This window comes from Bradyrhizobium sp. NDS-1, assembly GCF_032918005.1.
GTDB classification, from domain to species: Bacteria; Pseudomonadota; Alphaproteobacteria; order Rhizobiales; family Xanthobacteraceae; genus Bradyrhizobium; species Bradyrhizobium tunisiense.
In genome coordinates this window covers 6,487,037-6,506,112 of sequence record NZ_CP136628.1, presented here as the reverse complement: position 1 = coordinate 6,506,112, position 19,076 = coordinate 6,487,037, and the positions used below count along the sequence as shown (strand labels likewise).

The window sequence follows — 19,076 nt, the reverse complement described above, 5'->3', positions numbered from 1 at the left end:
TGTCAGCTTTCCGGAACGAGGAAGATCGCGGCGAGCGGTGGAATGGTGAGGCGGATTTCGCCGCCCTCGGCATGGACTTCGCCGATGTTCCCGACATTGCTGCCGCCATAATGGGCGGAATCCGAGTTGAGCACTTCCTTCCACTTGCCGCCAAAGGGAACGCGGACCCGATAGTTCTGGTAGACGTTCGGCGAGAAGTTGACGATCACCATGCATCGGGCGTGCTCGTCAAATCCCTTGCGCAGCCAGGCGAATACGTTGCGATTGGCATCGTCCGTGATCAGCCATTCGAAACCGGCCTGGTCGCAGTCCATCTGATGCAGCGCCGGCACCGCGCGGTAGAGCCGGTTGAGGTCGCGGATCAGTGCCTGGATGCCGGAATGGTATTTGTACTCGAGCAAGTGCCAGTCGAGCGACTGGTCGTGATTCCATTCGCGGCTCTGTGCGATTTCGGCGCCCATGAACAACAGCTTCTTGCCGGGATGGCCGAACATGAAGCTGTAATAGGCGCGCAAGTTCGCAAAGCGCTGCCATTCGTCGCCGGGCATGCGGCCGAGGATCGAGCGCTTGCCGTGCACGACTTCGTCGTGCGAGAGCGGCAGGATGAAGTTTTCCGAGAAGGCGTAGTGCAGGCCGAACAGGATGTCGCCGTGATGGTGCTTGCGGTGGATCGGATCCTTGCTGATGTAGTTCAGCGTATCGTGCATCCAGCCCATGTTCCACTTGTAGCCGAAGCCGAGCCCGCCAAATTCGACGGGGCGCGAGACCTGCGGCCAGGCGGTGGATTCTTCCGCAGCCGTGGTGGCCTGCGGGAAGCGGGCGAACAGTTCGGTGTTGAAGCGGCGCAGGAAGTTGATGGCCTCGATGTTCTCGCGGCCGCCATACTGGTTTGGAACCCACGCGCCCGGCGGGCGGCTGTAGTCGAGATAGAGCATGGATGCCACCGCATCGACGCGCAGCCCGTCGATGGCGTAGCGCTCAAGCCAGAACAGGGCGTTCGACACCAGGAAGTTCGTCACTTCGGTGCGGCCGTAATTGTAGATCAGCGTGCCCCAGTCGAGGTGACGGCCCTGAAGCGGGTTGGCGTGCTCATACAGCGCGGTGCCGTCGAAACTGCCGAGCCCGTGCGGATCGTCCGGGAAGTGCCCGGGTACCCAGTCGAGCAACACGCCGACGCCTTCGCGGTGGCAGGCATCGACCAGGGCGGCAAAATCTTCCGGCGTGCCGAAGCGGCTGGTCGGCGCATAGAGGCCGGTCGGCTGATAGCCCCAGGAGCCGTCGAACGGATGCTCGCTCACGGGCAGGAATTCGAGATGGGTAAAACCCATGTCGCGGGCATAGGCCGGCAGCTGCTCGGCCAGTTCGCGATAGGTCAGCCATTCCTCGCCGTTCTTGCGGCGCCATGAGCCGAGATGAACCTCGTAGATCGACATCGGCGCTGACAGCGCGTTGATGCCGTCGGGTGCCGGGCGCGGCCGCGGCAGATGCGCCTCGTCGAACACGATGGAGGCCGTCTTCGGCCGCATTTCACTGGCGAACGCCATGGGGTCCGACTTCAACGGCAGCAGATGGCCATGCGGCCCGATGATCTCGAACTTGTAGTGATCGCCGGCCTTGGCATGCGGGATGAACAATTCCCAATAGCCGGCGCCGCGCACCCGCATGGGATGGCGCCGCCCGTCCCAGAAATTGAAATCGCCGACCACGGACACGCGCCGCGCATTCGGCGCCAGCACGACGAAGCCGATGCCATCGACGCCTTCGTGCCGCATCGGGTGAGCGCCGAGCTTGTCATAGAGGCGCTGGTGGGTGCCTTCGCCGAGCAGGTAAAGGTCGAAATCGGTCAGGATCGGCGGAAAGCGATAGGCGTCCTCGAACTCGACGACGTTGCCGCCGAATTTTGCGCGGAGCTGATAGTGCTTGGAGCCGTTGGGCAGGGCGCCGACGAACAGCCCGGCATCGTGCACGCGGTCGAGCGAGGCGACTTCACCATGTTCACCGACCGCCTCGACATTGGAGGCTTCGGGCAGAAACGCGCGGACCACGCTCTTGCCGCCTTCGGGGTGCAGCCCGAGATAGTGGAAGGGGTCGGAGTGGCGGCCCTCGATGATCGCGTAGGCCTCGGCAGGCAGTTTAGGCATGGGCTTCGCTCTCGGTGCTGGACAGAATGCGAAGCAGTCCGGTCAGCGGCGCATGGAGCCCCTCAGGCCGGTGGGACAGCTCGTACTCTACTTCATTGAACGCATGATCAAGCAAAAAGAACCTCAACAGGCCTTCCGCGGATTGCGGATCTTCCGGCCAAAGCCGCCGGTCGGTCATGGCGTCGCGATAAGCGGACAGGAAGGTTGCGGCGGCGCGCTCGCGCCATTCGTCGAGCGCGGCCGTGAGCCGGCCTTGCTCGTCGGAGGCTCCCGTGAGCGCGCGGCTCAGCGCTGCGTTGACCGAAACATCGATCGAACGGATCAGGCCGGCAACGTCGCGCGCGGCGGGCAGCTTGCGCCGCTTATCGGCCAGCGGCTGGCGCGGGTCGCCGTCGAAGTCGATGATGAAGATATCGTCCTTCACGATCAGAGTTTGCCCGAGGCGGAAGTCGCCATGATGACGGATGTTCAGCCCGCCGATCCCGGAAGGCAATAGCGCATCGAGGTGGTCGGGCAGGGTCGTGCGCACTGCGGCGAGCCGGTCGATCAGCGGCCGGTCCGCCTCCCGCAAGCCGTCGCGGATGTCCGCCAGCCGCTCGAAAACCCGTTCGGCCCGCGCCTTGAGGTCGGACACACATCGTTTGACGTGCGCAGGGCCGACCGGCTCCGGAGCGAGATCCTTCGTCTTCGCCGCGGCCAGGGCGACGTGCATCTCGGCGAGCCGCCTACCGATCTGCGCGATGAAATGCAGATAGGGCGCCTGCTCCTGCGTCTCGCGGGGTGCTTCGCCCGCCGACAACACGCGCTGCTCGTCGATATAGCGATCGAGATAACCCGTAGTCACGGTCCAGCCGTCCCCCTGGTTCTCGACATAGGCATGCAGCACGCCCAGCGCGCTGCGCTGATCGCCCTCGACCAGCTCGACGCTGCCGAGCAGCGCCGGCGTATTGGCAAAGCGCGCGACCTCCGTCAGATAATGGCCGATCTCGATCTCGGGATTGATGCCGCTCTCGAGCTGACGATAGAGCTTGGCGACGTACTGGTTGTCGACCAGCGCAGTGCTGTTCGACTGCTCGATCGCGCGGATGCGTTCGGGCTCCTTGATGGTGTAGTCGGCGAACCGGCTGGTGGCCTTGAACTCGAGCCGCAGATTGTTCTCCTCAACCACCAGGTTCTGCGACAGGTTGCGCAGGAACAGGCCGATGAAGATCTGGTCGGTCGCGACGTCGAGCAACGTGCCTTCGCGTGCACCCTGGCGCACGGCAGCGAGCGCCTTGGGGTTGAAGCGCTCCCGATCGAAGCGCACCCACTCGATCTGCATCGGGAGCACGTAACGACGTGCGACGTCCTGGTCCGTCCTCTCAAAGAACGCGATCCAGGGCCTGTTGTCGCCGATGTCGCAGAACGGCACGGCCGAGGTCAGCGTGGTCTTGATCTGCTTGGGATTGTGCTCGGGATACCACCGTGTCCGTGACAAAAAGCCCGGCAGCACGTCGCGCTCGAACACGCCGCGCTCGCGGGCGAGCGATACCCAGTTGGAATTCACCGGCACCACCAGCGTCTCGAACTCCGGCACCGCGCGCGGCGTCACCGGCTCGGACTTGTCGCGCTCCTGGAGCTGGAACCAGTAGAAGCCGTAGGGCCCCAGCGTGATCATGTAAGGCAGCTCGCCGATCGCGGGGAAGCGGGTGCGGCCGAGCATCTCCTGCGGGATGCGGTCCTTCCACGGCGACAGGTCGAGCTCGGTCGCCTGCGCGGCACGCGACAGATTGGCGACGCACAGGATCACCTCGTCGTGATACTGGCGGACATAGGCCAGCACGGCGCGGTTGGCCGGGCGGATGAAGGTCATGGTGCCGCGGCCGAAGGCGAGCGTCGACTTGCGCACCGAGATCAGCCGCTTGGTGGCGCTGAGCAACGAGGACAGGCTGCGCGACTGCGCCTCCACGTTCACCGACTCGTAGCCGTAGACCGGGTCCATGATCAGCGGCGCGTAGAGGCGGGCCGGGTCGCAGCGGGAGAAGCCGCCATTGCGGTCCGGACTCCACTGCATCGGCGTGCGCACGCCGTTGCGGTCGCCGAGATAGATGTTGTCGCCCATCCCGATCTCGTCGCCGTAATAGATGATCGGCGTGCCGGGGAAGGACAGCAGCAGCGAGTTCATCAACTCGATCTTGCGGCGATCGTTGTCCATCAGTGGCGCGAGGCGCCGGCGGATGCCGACATTGATGCGGGCGCGGGGGTCGTTGGCGTAGGTGGTCCAGAGATAGTCGCGCTCGACGTCGGTGACCATCTCCAGCGTCAGCTCGTCATGATTGCGCAGGAATAGCGCCCATTGGCAGCTCGCCGGAATGTCCGGCGTCTGGCGCAGGATGTCCGTGATCGGGAAGCGGTCCTCCTGGGCGATCGCCATGTAGATGCGCGGCATCAGCGGGAAATGATAGGCCATGTGGCACTCGTCGCCACGCCCGAAATATTCCTGCACGTCCTCGGGCCATTGATTGGCCTCGGCGAGCAGCAGCTTGCCCTTGGAGTAGGAGTCCAGCTCGTGGCGCAGACGCTTGATGATGGCGTGCGTCTCGGGGAGATTCTCGTTGTTGGTGCCGTCGCGTTCGCACAGATAGGGAATCGCGTCCAGGCGGAAGCCGTCCACGCCGGCATCGAGCCAGCGCTTCATCACCTGGATCAGCGCGCTGACGACGCGCGGATTGTCGAAATTGAGGTCCGGCTGGTGCGAGAAGAACCGGTGCCAGTAGAACGCCCCGGCCTCGTGATCCCAGGTCCAGTTCGACTTCTCGGTGTCGGTGAAGATGATGCGCGTGCCCTGGTATTTCTGGTCGGTGTCGCTCCAGACATACCAGTTGCGGGCGCTCGAGCCGGGATGGCTGCGGCGCGCGCGCTTGAACCATTTGTGTTGGTCCGAGGTGTGGTTGACGACGAGCTCTGTGATGACGCGCAAGCCGCGCTTCTGCGCTTCCTGGATGAAGCGCTTGAAGTCCTTCATCGTCCCGAAATCGGGATTGACCGAGCCGTAATCGGCGATGTCGTAGCCGTCGTCGCGGCCGGGCGAGGGGTAGAACGGCAACAGCCACAGCGCGGTGACGCCGAGCTCCTGCAGATAGGGCAGCTTCTCGGTCAATCCTGCGAAGTCGCCGATGCCGTCATTGTTGCTGTCGGCGAAGGCCTTGACGTGGAGCTGGTAGATGATGGCGTCCTTGTACCAGAGCTCATCCACGACCTCGGCAGACTCGGCCTTCTTGGTGTCGACGGAAGATAGAACATTCATGGCGTGGCCCCTTACGCCAGGCAGCGGAACAGATGCGCCGGATCGCGGTCGGGATCGATGTGCAACCTGATCCCGCCCCACTCGATGCGGGACCGTTCGCCGGTGAGGAGGTTTTCGAGTGTCGTCACATGGTGTCGCTGCCCGCCGGCGTCAACCGTGACGTCGCCGAGCGGCAGCCAGCATTCGCGCGCGTGGCCTGAGAGCGCGATCACGATCACGACCGTGTTGGCGGGCTCGGCCGCCTCCTTGACGAAGGCGATCGTCTCGCCGTCGTCGATGCCGAGAAAGCGCAAGTTCGCGGTCTGCTGAAGCGCGGCGTTGTCGTTGCGGATGCGATTGAGTGCTGCAATGTAGTCCTTGATGTTGCCTGGCTTGTCCCAGTCGCGCTGCTTGATCTGGTATTTCTCGGAATCGAGATATTCCTCGCGGCCGGGGATCGCCTCGTGTTCGAGCAGCTCGAACCCGCTGTAAACGCCGTAGCTGCCCGACAAGCTCGCCGCCAGCGCGACGCGTGACTTGAACGCCCAGGCTTCTCCGCCCTGGAGATGATAGGGCAGCAAATCGGGCGTGTTGACGAACAAGTTTGGGCGGTAGAAGTCGCGTTCGGGATAGCGCGTCAGCTCGCCGAGATATTGCTCCAGCTCCCAGCGCGAGGTGCGCCAGGGGAAATAGGTAAAGGACTGCGCAAAGCCGAGCTTGGCGAGGCCCTTCATCAGCTTCGGCCGCGCAAAGGTCTTGGAGAACAGGATCACCTCGGGATGCCGGCGGCGGATGTCGCGGATCAGCCAGTCCCAGAACGCAATCGGCGCAGTGTCGTGGTTGTCGATGGCGAAGATGGTGACGCCATGGTCGATCCAGAACAGCATGGCATCGCGAAAGGCGTTCCACAGGCCGACGCGGTCGACCGAGGCGAAATCCGGGATCACGATGTCGGAATAGGGTCCATCCGCCGTCCGCACCGAGCGGTCCGGCCGCCATTTGAACCATTCCGGATGCTGCGTCAGCCAAGGATGGTCCGGCGAGCATTGCACGGCGAAATCGAGCGCCAGCTCAACGCCGTATTCCAGGCAGGTTGCGACCAGCGCGCGAAAATCCTCGATGGTGCCGAGCTCGGGATGCAATGCATCGTGGCCGCCCTCGGCGGCTCCGATGGCATAGGGCGAGCCGGGTTCGCCTTCGGTCGCCACCGGCGCATTGTTGCGACCCTTGCGGCGGTGACGGCCGATCGGGTGGATCGGCGTGAAATAGAGCACGTCAAAACCCATCGCCGCGATATCGGGCACGCGGGCGATGCAGTCGCGGAGCGTGCCGTGCCGGCCGGGGATCCGGCTCTGGCTGCGCGGCATCATCTGATACCAGGCGCCAAGCCGCGCCCTGTCGCGGTCGACGCTCAGCAGGAAGGGCTGTGAGCGGGTGAGGTCGGGCCGGGACTGGCTCTCGGCCATGGCATCGCCGAGCTCGGTCGCAAGCAGCGAGGTGACGTCGCCGGTTTGAAGATAATCCTCGCATTGCCTGACGATGATCTCTGCTGCGGCCTGCGGCGCGCCGTGCGCCTTGGTCAGGAGCCCGGCACCCTCGATGGCATCGAGGCTGACATCGGCGCCGGTTCGCTGCTTGCGCACGACCCCATGGGACCAGGTGGCGAACTCGTCGGTCCAGGCCTCGACCGCATAGACGTAGTGGCCGGGCTCGGCTGGCGTGAACGCACCGGACCAGCGGTCATTGCCATGATGGATCATCGGCTCGCGCCGCCAGTCCCGGTCCTGCTCAGGACGCCAGAGCAGCGCGGCGCTGACCACGGCCTCGCCATCGCGGTAAACATCGGCCCACACCTCGACCCGTTCGCCCGCGATCCGCTTCACGGCGAAGCGGCCGCCATCGATCGCGGGATAGACGTCTTCGATGAGGAAAGCGCTGCCGGCTGCGGCACTTTCGACAGTTTGAATTGTCTTGTTCACGGTGATGCCATTGACAAGAAAGCAGGAGCCCGTTTCCCTTGTCGGGAACCTACGCTTGATACCTATATAGAAAGCCGCTTGTGTGTCATTAGTTCCCCCTGGGAACGGCAGGCAGGGTCTGTGAGTTGCCCCAGACTAACGTCTTCCGCTGCCTCGTTAAAATGGATGCCCCCGGCAACCGGGTGGCCTGCAAGCTGCGTGCCGAATGGATCTTTTAGCTCAAGCCCGGATCAAGGGCGTTCAATCCGAATTCGTCGATGCCTTGGGGAAGCTGCGGGTCACAGACCCCGTGGCCCTTAAATCGATCCTCGATGCCCTGCCGGAGAAGCGGGTTTACCGTTTCGTCAGCGGGCCGGTCGTGGTTCGCGCGCTCGGACACCCGCGCACCGAATTGGCGGCCATTGGCGCGCCGCCCCTGAAATGGACATTGGCCGCCAACGGCAAATCGATCGCTCAAGGCGAGACCCGCGAGCCCGTGATCGCCTGGCCCGCCGGCCTGCCGCTCGGCTATCACCGATTGACACTGACCGATGCCGAAGGTGTGACGGAAGAGGTGCCGATGATCGTGGCGCCCGAGCGGGCCTTCGGCGGCGATTTCGACCGGGGCTGGCTGCTCGCCGTGCAGCTCTACAGCGTCCGCTCGGACCGCAATTGGGGCATCGGCGATTTCACCGACCTTGCCGATCTGGTGCGGCTCGCCAAGCAGCTCGGGGCCGACGGCGTCGGGCTCAATCCGCTGCACGTCCTGTTCGACGACCAGCCGGCCGATTGCAGCCCCTATTCGCCGAACAGCCGGCTGTTCCTCAATCCGCTCTATATCGATGTCGAGGCCATCCCCGAATTCTCCGCGGACCTCGTTCCCGACGCGGCCGCAACCGCCGCCCGTCTGCGTGAAGGCGATCGCGTGCCCTATGCCGACATGGCGGCGCTGAAATGGCTGGCCCTGCGCGCCGCCTTTAGCAGCTTTGTGACGAGCGCGAGCGAAGCGCGCCGCAAGGCGTTCGACGCCTTCCGTGCTGCCCGCGCACCGCTGTTGTCGCGCTTTGCCTGCTTCGAGGTGCTGCGCCATCGCTTCGCCGCGCCGTGGTGGGAATGGCCGGTGGAATGGCAGCAGCCGGACGAGGCCAAATGCGCAGGGCTGCGCAACGGCCCTGACAAGCGCGAGGTCGAGTTCGTCGAGTTCGTGCAATGGACGGCCGACAGCCAGTTGCATGCGGCCAAGGAGCTCGCCAGCCAGCTCGGCATGCGCGTCGGGCTCTATCTCGACGTTGCCGTCGGCGTGCAGTCCAACGGATTCGATGCCTGGAACGAGCAGATGGCGATCTCGCGTCATCTCGCCGTCGGCGCGCCGCCCGACGTGCTCAACACCGTCGGCCAGGACTGGGGCCTTGCCGGCTTCAACGCCGGCGGCCTCGAAGCGCAATCCTTCGTGCCGTTCGCCGACATGCTCGCGGCTTCGATGCGCCATGCCGGCGCCATCAGGCTCGACCACGTACTCGGCCTGAAGCGGCTTTATCTGGTGCCGCGCGGCTTCAAGCCTGACAACGGCGCCTATGTGCAGATGCCGTTCGAGGCGCTGCTCGGAGCCGTGGCGCGCGAGAGCGCGGCCCACAAATGCATCGTGATCGGCGAGGACCTCGGCACCGTGCCGGAAGGTTTTCGCGAGATGATGCAGGATTTCGGCATCTGGTCCTATCTCGTCATGATGTTCGAGCGCGACGATGCCGGCCATTTCCGCAACGTCGACCATTACCGGCCCAATGCGCTGGTCACGCTGAACACACATGACCTGTCGACCTATGCCGGCTGGCGCTCCTTCAGCGATCTCAAGATGAAGCGCTCGCTCGGGCTCGATCCCGGCGAGAACGACCAGGCGCGCTGGGACGCGCTCGGCAGGCTCGACGAGATCCTGCGCCAGAACGGCATCAAGGCCAATGACCTCTATTCGGTGCTGGCGTTCCTGTCGCGCACTCCGTCGCGGCTGCTCGCGGTGTCGATGGAGGATCTGCTCGGCGTGATCGACCAGCCCAACATTCCCGGCACGATCGACGAACATCCGAACTGGCGCCAGCGCCTTCCCGTCGCGCTCGACAAGATCGCCTCCAAGGTCGACCTCACGGCCTTGCGAGCGGCAACCCGGGAACGTTCATTGAACGGCGGTAGTTGATCGGAAGGGGACTTCTCAGGCTCGCACGACATTGTCACAGAAGATCGAGGACTATGCGCTGATCGGTGATTGCGAGACCGCGGCGCTGGTCGGGCGCAACGGCTCGATCGACTGGCTGTGCTGGCCGGCCTTTGATTCCGACGCCTGCTTCGCTGCCATCCTCGGCAACCACAAGAACGGCCGCTGGCTGATCGCACCGAGCGACGAAATCGTGAGGATTTCGCGTCGCTATCTCGGCGACACCCTCATCCTCGAGACGCGCTTCGAAACGAAGAGCGGCACCATTGCGCTGATCGACTTCATGCCGCCGCGCGGCAAGGCGTCCGATATCGTGCGGCTGGTGCGCGGCCTCGAGGGCACGGTGAAGATGCGGATGGAGCTCGTCATCCGCTTCGGTTTCGGCGCGGACATTCCCTGGGTGCGGCGGATCGATCATTCCCTGATGGCGATCGCCGGCCAGGACATGACCGTGCTGCGCACGCCGGTGAAAACCCGCGGCGAGGACCTGACCACGGTCTCCGACTTCGAGGCGAAGGCCGGCGAGACCGTGCCGTTCGTGCTGACTTACGGCCCCTCGCATCTCGACCCGCCCGCGCCGATCGATCCGGAGACCGCGCTTGGGGACACCGAGGAGTTCTGGAAGGATTGGTGCGGCCATTGCACCCGCGACGGCGACTATCGCGACCTGATCATGCGCTCGCTGATCACGCTGAAAGCGCTGACTTTCAACCCGACCGGCGGCATCGTCGCAGCCCCCACCACCTCATTGCCGGAGAAGCTCGGGGGCAGCAGGAATTGGGATTATCGCTTCTGCTGGCTGCGCGATGCCACCTTCACGCTGCTGGCGCTGATGAACTCGGGCTACACCGAGGAAGCGTCGGCCTGGCACAATTGGCTGTTGCGCGCGGCCGCCGGCTCGCCGGCGAACATGCAGATCATGTACGGCATCTGGGGCCAGCGGCGGCTCCTGGAATGGGAGGCAGGCTGGCTCGATGGCTATGAGGGCGCCCGTCCGGTGCGCGTCGGCAATGCCGCGCACGCGCAGCTTCAGCTCGACGTCTACGGCGAGTTGATCGACGCCTTCCACCAGTCGCGCATGGCCAAGCTCCAGCTCGACGAGGAGACCTGGGCGCTGGAATGCGCCGTGCTCGATCATCTCGCCGAAGTGTGGGACCAGCCCGATCACGGCATCTGGGAGCGGCGCGGGCAGCCGAAGCACTACGTCTTCTCCAAGGTGATGACCTGGGTTGCCTTCGATCGCGGCATCAAGAGCGCGGAGACCTTCGGCTTCAAGGCGCCGCTGCTGCACTGGCGCGCCTTGCGAGAGGCCATTCATCGTGACGTCTGCAACAGGGGATTTGACGCGGAGGAAAACGCCTTCGTCGAATCCTACGGCTCGAAACTGCTCGATGCCAGCGTGTTGCTGCTGCCCTCTGTTGGCTTCCTGCCGGCGGACGATCCGCGCATCCGCGGCACCATCGCGGCGGTGGAGACACGCTTGATGCGCGACGGCTTCGTGCTGCGGCACGATCCGCGCGAATTGCCCGCGGGGCGGCCGCCGCTCGAAGGCGCGTTCCTGGCCTGCACATTGTGGCTGGCCGATGCCCATGTGCTGTCGGGCGATCTCGACAAGGCGCAAGGCTTGCTCGACCGTGTGGCCGGCATTGCCAACGATGTCGGCCTCCTGGCCGAGGAATACGATTCAGTCGCTCGCCGCCAGACCGGAAATTTCCCGCAGGCGCTGACCCACATCGCGCTGATCAACACCGCTCATAATCTGTCGGCGGCAAGGCAAAAGAGCGAGAAGCCTGCGATGCAGCGGTCGAAGTAGCGACTTGGACGAGCGCGTGACACTTCAGCTAGCTCACCCCATTCCGCTTCAGGATCATCTCCATCGCTTCCGCAAAACCGTCCTGCTCGTTGGTCGCGGTGACGTGGGTGGCCTGGTCCTTGACGTTGTCGGCGGCGTTGCCCATGGCGATCGAGGTGCCGCTGACGGCGAACATTGCAAGGTCATTCTGCATGTCGCCGATGGTGGCGACGGCGTCGGTGGCAATCCCTAAGCGCTTGGCCATCGCCTTGACGAAGGTGCCCTTGTTGAAGCCGGGCGGGGTGATGTCGAGATAATAGGTCTGCGAGCGCACGGCGGTGGCCTCAGCGCCGAGCGCTTCCTGCATCGCCTTCTCGCACGCCGCAAGGCCGGCTGCATCGGCGCTGGCGCCGACGATCTTGCAGGCACTGGCAAGGTAAGGCGAGAAGTCGGCCACGATGGTCGGATCGGAGCGGATCGTGTGCTGCTCATGCGCGACGTACTTGCCGTCCGGGTTGTCGATCAGCCATTTGTCGGTGGTGAACAGCCAGATGTCGGCGCCGAATTCGCGCAGGATCTGCAAGGATCGCTCCGCCGCACCCGGCGGAATCAGATGCTGCTCGACCGGCCTCATCTCGGGATCGACGATCGAGGAGCCGTTGAACGGACCGACCGGAAGCCACAGCGCCAACGGCTCGATCAAAAAGCGCATGCCGATGGCGGGACGGCTGGAGGTGATGGTGAAGCCGATGCCGGCCTGGTGCAATCGCTGCACCGCACTCCTCGCGCGCTCCGTCAGCGTCTTGTCCTTGGTCAGCAGCGTGCCGTCGACGTCGGAGATGACCAGTGAGATTTGCGTCATGGCAGGACCTAACTATTCTTGTTTCAGCGTTTCGCGCGGCCCAGTTTCAGTTGCCGCACGATGCCATCCACGATCGCCTCCACGGTTTCATCGATCGAAACAGTGATGACGTGCTCCCCAGCCTCCGGAGGCTCCAGCGTGTCGAACTGGCTCTTCAATAGCTCGGGCGGCATGAAATGGCCTTTGCGTTGCGCGAGCCGTTCGGCGATCAGTTCTTTCGTGCCCTTCAGGAAAACGAAGCGCACGTCGTCGCGTCCGCGCAGCAGCACGTCACGATAGGTGTGCTTCAGCGCCGAGCAGGCGATGATGATGTGTCCGCCATCTCCGCAGACCCGCCCGATCTCGTCGGCGATGGCGTTGAGCCAGGGCCAGCGGTCCTCGTCGGTGAGCGGATGGCCCGCCCGCATCTTCTCGACATTGCTCGCGGGATGGAAGCTGTCGCCGTCTTCGAAGCGCCAGCCGAGCCGCTCGCCCAGCGCCTTCGCAACCGTGCTCTTGCCCGAGCCCGACACGCCCATCACGATCAATGCACAAGGTGCTTCAACGCCCGCCACAAATGCCCTCCGGAAGCGCGGCCCTATCGACCAGCCAGACGGTCTCGCCGTTCGAGCGCGCGCGTAACGCCGGCAGAGTCTCGCCATTGAGCATGCGCGTCAAGATCGGCTGCTTGTCGTGCCCGGCAATCTCGAACAGCATTTCGCGGCAGGAGGCCAGGGCGGGCAGGGTGAGCGAAACCCGGGGCACGAAGGGCGCGACATTGGCCTTGGGCACTCCGATGACCCAGCGTTCAGTCTCCTCGATTTCGGGGAAGCCGGGAAACAGCGAGGCAGTGTGGCCGTCGGGGCCGACACCCATCAGAACGAGGTCGAACAGCGGCCGTGCCGGATCGAGGTTCTCGGCGCCGTAAAAGGCTCGCAGCTCGCGCGCATAGGCCTCCGCGCTGCGATCGGGAGTTTCAACCATCGTCGGGATCGGATGGACATGGCCGGGAGGCGCATAGCGGTCGAGAAACTTCGCGCGCGCGACCGACATGTTGTTGAGCGGATCGCCCTCGTCGACCAAGCGCTCGTCACCGATGAACCAATGCACGCGCTCCCACGGGATCCTGTCGCGCCAGGCATCGCTGCCGAGCAATTGATACAGCTTCTTCGGGCTGGAGCCGCCGGTGAGGCAAATCGCAATGCGGCCAGGATTGGCGGCGATACGCGCCATCACCCGTTCCGCCGCGGCCTGCGCCAGCGCTTGTGCGTCGGACGTGACGATCAGCTTCGGCTGGTCCGCCGCTGCCATCACGAAAACTTCCGCCAGCTTCGCCCGTCGCGCCTGAGCAGCTCGTCGGCGCAGGCAGGGCCATCGCTGCCGGCCTCATAGGTCTCGATGCCGTTGGTGCCCGCGCTTTTCCAGGCGTCGAGGAACGGCTGCACCGCCTGCCATCCCGCCTCGATGCCATCGGCGCGCTGGAACAGAATGTTGTCGCCGGTCATGCAGTCGTAGATCAGCGTCTCGTAGCCGGTCGAGGGATCGGCGCGGAAATAGTCGCCGTAGCGGAACTTCATCTCGACACCATCGATGGTCACGCTCGGCCCCGGAATCTTGGCGTTGAACTGCAGCTCGATGGTTTCGGTCGGCGCGATGCCGATGGTCAGGAAATTCTGCGACAAGCGGTCGACCGTCGTGCCTGAGAACATCGACAGCGGCGCCTGCTTGAACTTGATCGCGACTTCGGTGCGCTTGTGGCCGAGCGCCTTGCCGGTGCGCAAATAGAAGGGAACGCCGGCCCAGCGCCAATTGTCGATCATCAGCTTCAGCGCGACAAAGGTCTCGGTGGTGCTGCCGGGCGTGACGTCCTCGGTCTTGCGATAGTCCGGGATCTCCTCGTCGCCGACGCGCCCTGCGAGATATTGCGCACGGACCGAGTTCTTCAGCGCTTCGTCGCGGCTCGGCTGCTGGATCGACGTGAGCACTTCCGCCTTCTCGGAGCGCACGGAATGCGCGTCGAACCGCGCAGGCGGCTCCATCGCGACCAGCGACATGAGCTGGAACAGATGGTTCGGCACCATGTCGCGGAGCGCGCCGGTGGCATCGTAGAAGCCGCCGCGATGGCCGACGCCGAGCTTCTCCTCGACCGTGATCTGGACGTGGTCGATGTGGTTGCGATTCCAAATCGGCTCGAACATGCCGTTGGCGAAGCGCAGCACCAGGATGTTCTGCACCGTCTCCTTGCCGAGATAGTGATCGATCCGGTAGATCTGGTGCTCGTCCATGATCTTCAGCAGCTCGGCGTTGAGCGCGCGCGCCGAGGCGAGGTCGGTGCCGAACGGCTTCTCGATCACGAGGCGCCGCCAGGCGCCGTTCTCCCTGGTCAGGCCGGTGCGGCCAAGCTCGCGCGCGGTCGGCGCGAATGCGGCGGGCGGGGTGGCGAGATAGAACAGCCTGTTGCCGCCGGTCCCTTCGGAGCATTCCAATGAATCCAGGTGCTCGCGCAGGCGATCGAACGACGGCGGATCCTTCGGATCGGCTTCGACGAAGGTCACGCATTGCAGGAGCTGTTTCGCGACGACGTCGTCGACGGGGCGGGTGGCGAACTCGCGCAGGCCCTTCATCAGACTGTCGCGCAGCTCGTCATCCGACTGCGCCTTGCGGCCCACACCGACGACGCAGAATTTTTCCGGCAGCAGGTTGTCGGCGGCAAGATTGTAGAGCGACGGCATCACCAGCCGATGGGTGAGGTCTCCGGTCACGCCAAAGATGACGAAGGCGCAATTTTCCGGCTTGCGCTTGGCTTGCGGGTCTTTTGTCACGAATGATTGGCCTTGGCTTGTTACGCTTATTTGGGTTTCGAAGCACCCGGTTGCTTCGGCTCCCTGTGGCCGCCGAACCCTGCGCGCATCGCGGAGAGAATTTTTTCGGCGAAGGTGTGTTCCCGACGGGAACGGAAACGTGTGTAGAGCGCCGCGGTGAGGACCTCGGCCGGCACGGCCTCGTCGATCGCCGCGTTCACGGTCCAGCGTCCCTCGCCGGAATCCTCGACGAAGCCGGAATATTCTGTGAGCTGCGGGCTGTCGGCGAGCGCAGCCGAGGTGAGGTCGAGCAGCCAGGACGGGATCACGCTGCCGCGCCGCCAGACCTCCGCGATGTCGGCGAGATCGAAATCATAGCGATGATCCGCGGGCAAGGCGTCGATGTTGGCGTTCTTGAGAATGTCGAAGCCTTCGGCATAGGCCTGCATCAGGCCGTATTCGATGCCGTTGTGGATCATCTTGACGAAATGGCCGGCGCCGACGGGGCCGGCATGGATGTAGCCCTGCTCGATGCGGGGATCGCGGCCCTCGCGTCCCTCCGTGCGCGGAATGTCGCCGGCGCCGGGCGCAAGCGCGGCGAAGATCGGATCGAGCCGGTCGACCACCTGCTTCTCGCCGCCGATCATCATGCAATAGCCGCGGTCGAGCCCCCAGACCCCGCCGGAGGTGCCGACGTCGACATAATGGATGCCGCGCGCCTTCAGTGCCTTGCCGCGGCGGACGTCGTCCTGCCAGAAGGTGTTGCCGCCATCGATGATGACGTCGCCTGCCTGCATCACGGCTGCGATCGTCTCGATCGTGGTCTCGGTGATGCGCCCCGCAGGCAGCATCACCCAGGCGGTGCGGGGACGTTCGAGTTTCGAGATGAATTCCTCGAGCGTCGCCGAGCCGACCGCGCCGTCGGCGGCAAGGCCCGCGACGGCCTTGGCGTCCTTGTCATAGACCACGGTCGAATGTCCCTGGCGCATCAGGCGGCGAACGATGTTGCCGCCCATTCGGCCGAGGCCGATCATGCCGAGTTGCATTTGCAATATTCCCTTAATTCAGCGCGTCGTTGAGCGCGGCATTGAGCGCCGCAAGACCCTTCTTGAGGCCGCCCTTGAGGTGCACCCGAAGCGCGCGTCGGCCGCGCTCGGTGAGTACGTCGAAATCGCCGCGCGCCTGTGCCGCCTTGATCACGCCGAAGCTCGCCTTCTGACCGGGCACGGGCAAGTCCTTGGCATCGTCTGCCGTGATCTGAAGGAACACGCCGCTGTCCGGCCCGCCCTTGTAGGCCTGCCCGGTCGAGTGCAGGAAGCGTGGTCCGAACTCGGCGCAGGTCGCGACCTGACGCTTCTCACGCACCTCCAGTCGCATGGCCTGGAGTGCGTCGATCGTGGCCTTGTCGCGCGCGATGTAGCCGAGCAGGGCGACATAGTCGCCGTCGCCCGATCGCGACAGATGCGCCTTCAGCCAGGAGGTGAGATCGCCGTTGGCGCCGGCGGCGCGGAGCGCCGTGGCGTTCGCCTCGTCGGTATAGAGATCGGCTTCGTCGGTGCTGACCACCGGCTCTTCTTTCGGCAGCGCGCCGGTCTTCTCGAACGACGCGGTGAGCTCGCGGGTCTTGATCTTGGCCGCTTCCACGTCCGGCTGGTCGAACGGGTTGATGCCGAGGATCGAGCCCGCCACCGCCGTTGCCATCTCGAAGCGGAAGAACTCCTGGCCGAGATGCTCGATCGACTTCATGACGATGCGCACCACGGGATGGCCGGCCGCTTCGATCGCGGCAAGCTGGGAGTCGTGGGCGGCGTCCGCCTCGCCGTCGATGCGGATATCGATGAAGAATCGGTCGTTGCCGTACACTGAGGGATCGCCCAGGGGCTCGCCCTCGATCGGGATCAGGCCCTTGCCTTCCTTGCCGGTCGATTCCGCGATCAGCTGCTCGGCCCAGGCGCCGAAATCGGCGATCTTCTTCGAGGCCAGGATCGTCACCTTGTCGCGTCCTTCGAGGCCGGCGAGGCCCATGGCGAGGCCGAGCTGCACGCCGGGGTTCTCACTCGGTGGCACGTCCGGGCCGCAGGAGCGGGCCATCGCCAGCGCGTGCTTGACGAAGGTCTTGACGTCGATGCCGGCCGTTGCGGCCGGCACCAGGCCGAACGGCGAGAGCACGGAGTAGCGTCCGCCGATCGATGGCTCGCCATGGAAGATGCGGGCGTAGTTCAGCTTCTTGGCCGCCTTCTCCAGCGACGAGCCCGGATCGGTCACCGCGATGAAGCGGTGGCCGGTCTTCGAGTTCGGCCCGACCGCCTTGGCGACCTGCTCATGAAAATAGTCCTTCATCGCGTTCGGCTCGGTGGTACCGCCGGACTTGCTGGAGACGATGAACACCGTGTTGGCGATGTCGATCTTCGCTTCCATCGCCCGCACCTGCGCCGGATCGGTGGAATCCAGCACGTGCAGCTTCGGAAAGCCCGGCTTCTTGCCAAACGTCTCGGCCAGCACCTCCGGCCCGAGGCTCGATCCGCCCATGCCGAGCACGACGGCGTCGGAGAATTTCTGGCCCTTCACCCGGCCTGCATAGTCCTCGTAGTCGGCAATGTCGGCCTTGGCTGCGCTGTCGAGCCAGCCGAGCCATTTGTCCTCGTCCGCGCCGGTCCACACCGACTTGTCGCGCTGCCAGAGCCTGCGGATTTTTGCCGATGCGCGCCATTCCTCGGTACTCTTGGCGACCGTCTTGCCGAGCCCCTCGCCGAGCGAGAGAGACTGGCGGTCGAGTGCGGGCCCCAGTACGGTCGCGCGCTTGTGGGCGACGGCGCCGTAGAGCTTGTCGGCGGCATCGGCAAATTGCTTCACGCCGTCCTTGACCAGCTCCTCGGTGATCGCATCGAGCGAGATGCCGGAGCGCTCCAGCTCTTCCAGCACGCGCCTGGCGTCGTCGACATTCTCTTCCAGGCTGTCGCGCGGCGTGCCGTGGTCGCGGAAGGCGTCCAGCGTTGCCGGCGGCACGGTGTTGATGGTGTCGGGGCCGATCAGCTCCTCGACATAGAGAACGTCGCTGTACTCCTTGTTCTTCGTGCCGGTCGAGGCCCACAACATGCGCTGTGGCTTGGCGCCCTTGGCGGCGAGCTTGTCCCAGCGCGGACCCGAGAACAGGCGCTTGTAATCCTGGTAGGCGACCTTGGCGTTGGCGATCGCGACCTTGCCCTTGAGCGCGGCGAGCCGCTCCTTCTCGGATGGATCGTTGGCGCGGGCGATCTTCTCGTCGAGTTGCTTGTCGACCACCGAGTCGATGCGGCTGACGAAAAAGCTCGCCACGCTCGCGACGTGAGAGGGATCGCCGCCGCCGGCGACGTATTTTTCGAGACCGGCGATGTAGGCTTCGGCCACCTCCAGGTAGACCGCCTTGGAGAACAGCAGCGTGATGTTGATGCTGATCCCGTCGCTGATCAGCGTCTCGATCGCCGGCAGGCCCTCGGGCGTCGCCGGCACCTTCACCATCAGGTTCTTGCGGGCCACGTCCTTCCAGAGCCGCCGCGCCTCGGCAACGGTTCCGGCGGTGTCCATGGCGAGATAGGGCGAGACTTCCAGGCTGACGTAGCCGTCGCCGCCCTTGAGGCGGTCATAGACCGGGCGCAGTACGTCGGCGGCGTTCTGAATGTCCTCGACCGCGACCGCCTCGAACAAATCGGCCACGTTCCGGTCGCCGCGCTTCAGCGCCCTGCCGATCGGGGCGTCGTATTCGTCCGAGCTGCCGATCGCCTTCTCGAAGATCGAGGGATTGGAGGTGACGCCCTTGACGCCGTCGGTGTCGATCAGCCGCTTCAGGTCGCCCTTGGCGATGAAGCCGCGGGCGAGGAAGTCCAGCCAGACGGCCTGGCCGTGCTTTTCCAGTTCTTTGACGGGATTCATGATGCCTATTTATCTCCAAGCCTGCGGGCGAGGGGTTTCCGCGCCGGTCCTGACGCGCTATCCTCTAACTTACATGCTCCCGGGAGGGAACCAATCAAGGGTACAGGCGTCATACCCTCCGGTGTAACTCCGTCGCGATCATGGCGATCCGGCGGCAGCAGCC

General features: G+C 64.7%; 11 protein-coding genes. 2 read left to right on the top strand and 9 right to left on the bottom strand.

Annotation, left to right across the window (positions count from 1 at the left end; all coding sequences use genetic code 11):
- Positions 1-2: 2 nt before the first annotated feature.
- Genes glgB through RX330_RS30290 form a run of 3 tightly spaced genes read right to left on the bottom strand, consistent with a single transcriptional unit; the run spans position 3 to position 7,385 of the window.
- Positions 3-2,141 carry a 1,4-alpha-glucan branching protein GlgB gene (gene glgB / locus RX330_RS30300; protein ID WP_212088700.1) on the bottom strand — a complete coding sequence of 713 codons (2,139 nt, stop codon included), beginning with the start codon at positions 2,139-2,141 and terminating at the stop codon, positions 3-5.
- Positions 2,134-5,427 carry a maltose alpha-D-glucosyltransferase gene (gene treS, locus RX330_RS30295; RefSeq protein ID WP_317240922.1) on the bottom strand — a complete coding sequence of 1,098 codons (3,294 nt, stop codon included), beginning with the start codon at positions 5,425-5,427 and terminating at the stop codon, positions 2,134-2,136. The genes glgB and treS overlap by 8 nt, the downstream gene beginning before the upstream one ends.
- Before the next feature lie 11 nt (positions 5,428-5,438).
- Entirely contained in the window at positions 5,439-7,385 is a 1,947-nt protein-coding gene (locus RX330_RS30290) for a maltotransferase domain-containing protein (protein ID WP_317240921.1), read from the bottom strand.
- Between the two features lie 205 nt (positions 7,386-7,590).
- Here RX330_RS30290 and malQ point away from each other — a divergent pair, with 205 nt between their 5' ends.
- On the top strand, positions 7,591-9,552 hold the full coding sequence (malQ, locus tag RX330_RS30285) for a 4-alpha-glucanotransferase (RefSeq protein WP_212088712.1): 1,962 nt from the start codon (positions 7,591-7,593) through the stop codon (positions 9,550-9,552).
- 31 nt (positions 9,553-9,583) lie between these two features.
- The gene (locus RX330_RS30280) at positions 9,584-11,383 is read left to right on the top strand and encodes a glycoside hydrolase family 15 protein (protein ID WP_317240920.1); all 1,800 of its coding nucleotides are present in this window, start codon (positions 9,584-9,586) and stop codon (positions 11,381-11,383) included.
- Positions 11,384-11,411: 28 nt separating this feature from the next.
- Here the strand turns inward: RX330_RS30280 and RX330_RS30275 are convergent, their stop codons facing one another.
- The 6 genes from RX330_RS30275 to RX330_RS30250 are packed head-to-tail and all read right to left on the bottom strand — an operon-like array spanning position 11,412 to position 18,913.
- Entirely contained in the window at positions 11,412-12,224 is an 813-nt protein-coding gene (locus RX330_RS30275; protein ID WP_317240919.1) for an HAD family hydrolase, read from the bottom strand.
- A gap of 23 nt (positions 12,225-12,247) precedes the next feature.
- Positions 12,248-12,778 carry a gluconokinase gene (locus tag RX330_RS30270; RefSeq protein ID WP_212088718.1) on the bottom strand — a complete coding sequence of 177 codons (531 nt, stop codon included), beginning with the start codon at positions 12,776-12,778 and terminating at the stop codon, positions 12,248-12,250.
- A complete protein-coding gene (gene pgl, locus RX330_RS30265) occupies positions 12,765-13,514 on the bottom strand; it encodes a 6-phosphogluconolactonase (protein ID WP_317244001.1) in 750 nt (249 codons plus the stop codon). The genes RX330_RS30270 and pgl overlap by 14 nt, the downstream gene beginning before the upstream one ends.
- Positions 13,514-15,025: a glucose-6-phosphate dehydrogenase gene (gene zwf / locus RX330_RS30260; RefSeq protein ID WP_317240918.1), complete on the bottom strand. Its 1,512-nt coding sequence runs from the start codon at positions 15,023-15,025 to the stop codon at positions 13,514-13,516. Before zwf ends, pgl begins: the two co-directional genes overlap by 1 nt.
- Before the next feature lie 26 nt (positions 15,026-15,051).
- Positions 15,052-16,050 carry a phosphogluconate dehydrogenase (NAD(+)-dependent, decarboxylating) gene (gene gnd, locus RX330_RS30255; RefSeq protein WP_317240917.1) on the bottom strand — a complete coding sequence of 333 codons (999 nt, stop codon included), beginning with the start codon at positions 16,048-16,050 and terminating at the stop codon, positions 15,052-15,054.
- Positions 16,051-16,063: 13 nt separating this feature from the next.
- Positions 16,064-18,913: a bifunctional transaldolase/phosoglucose isomerase gene (locus RX330_RS30250; protein WP_317240916.1), complete on the bottom strand. Its 2,850-nt coding sequence runs from the start codon at positions 18,911-18,913 to the stop codon at positions 16,064-16,066.
- Positions 18,914-19,076 lie beyond the last annotated feature (163 nt).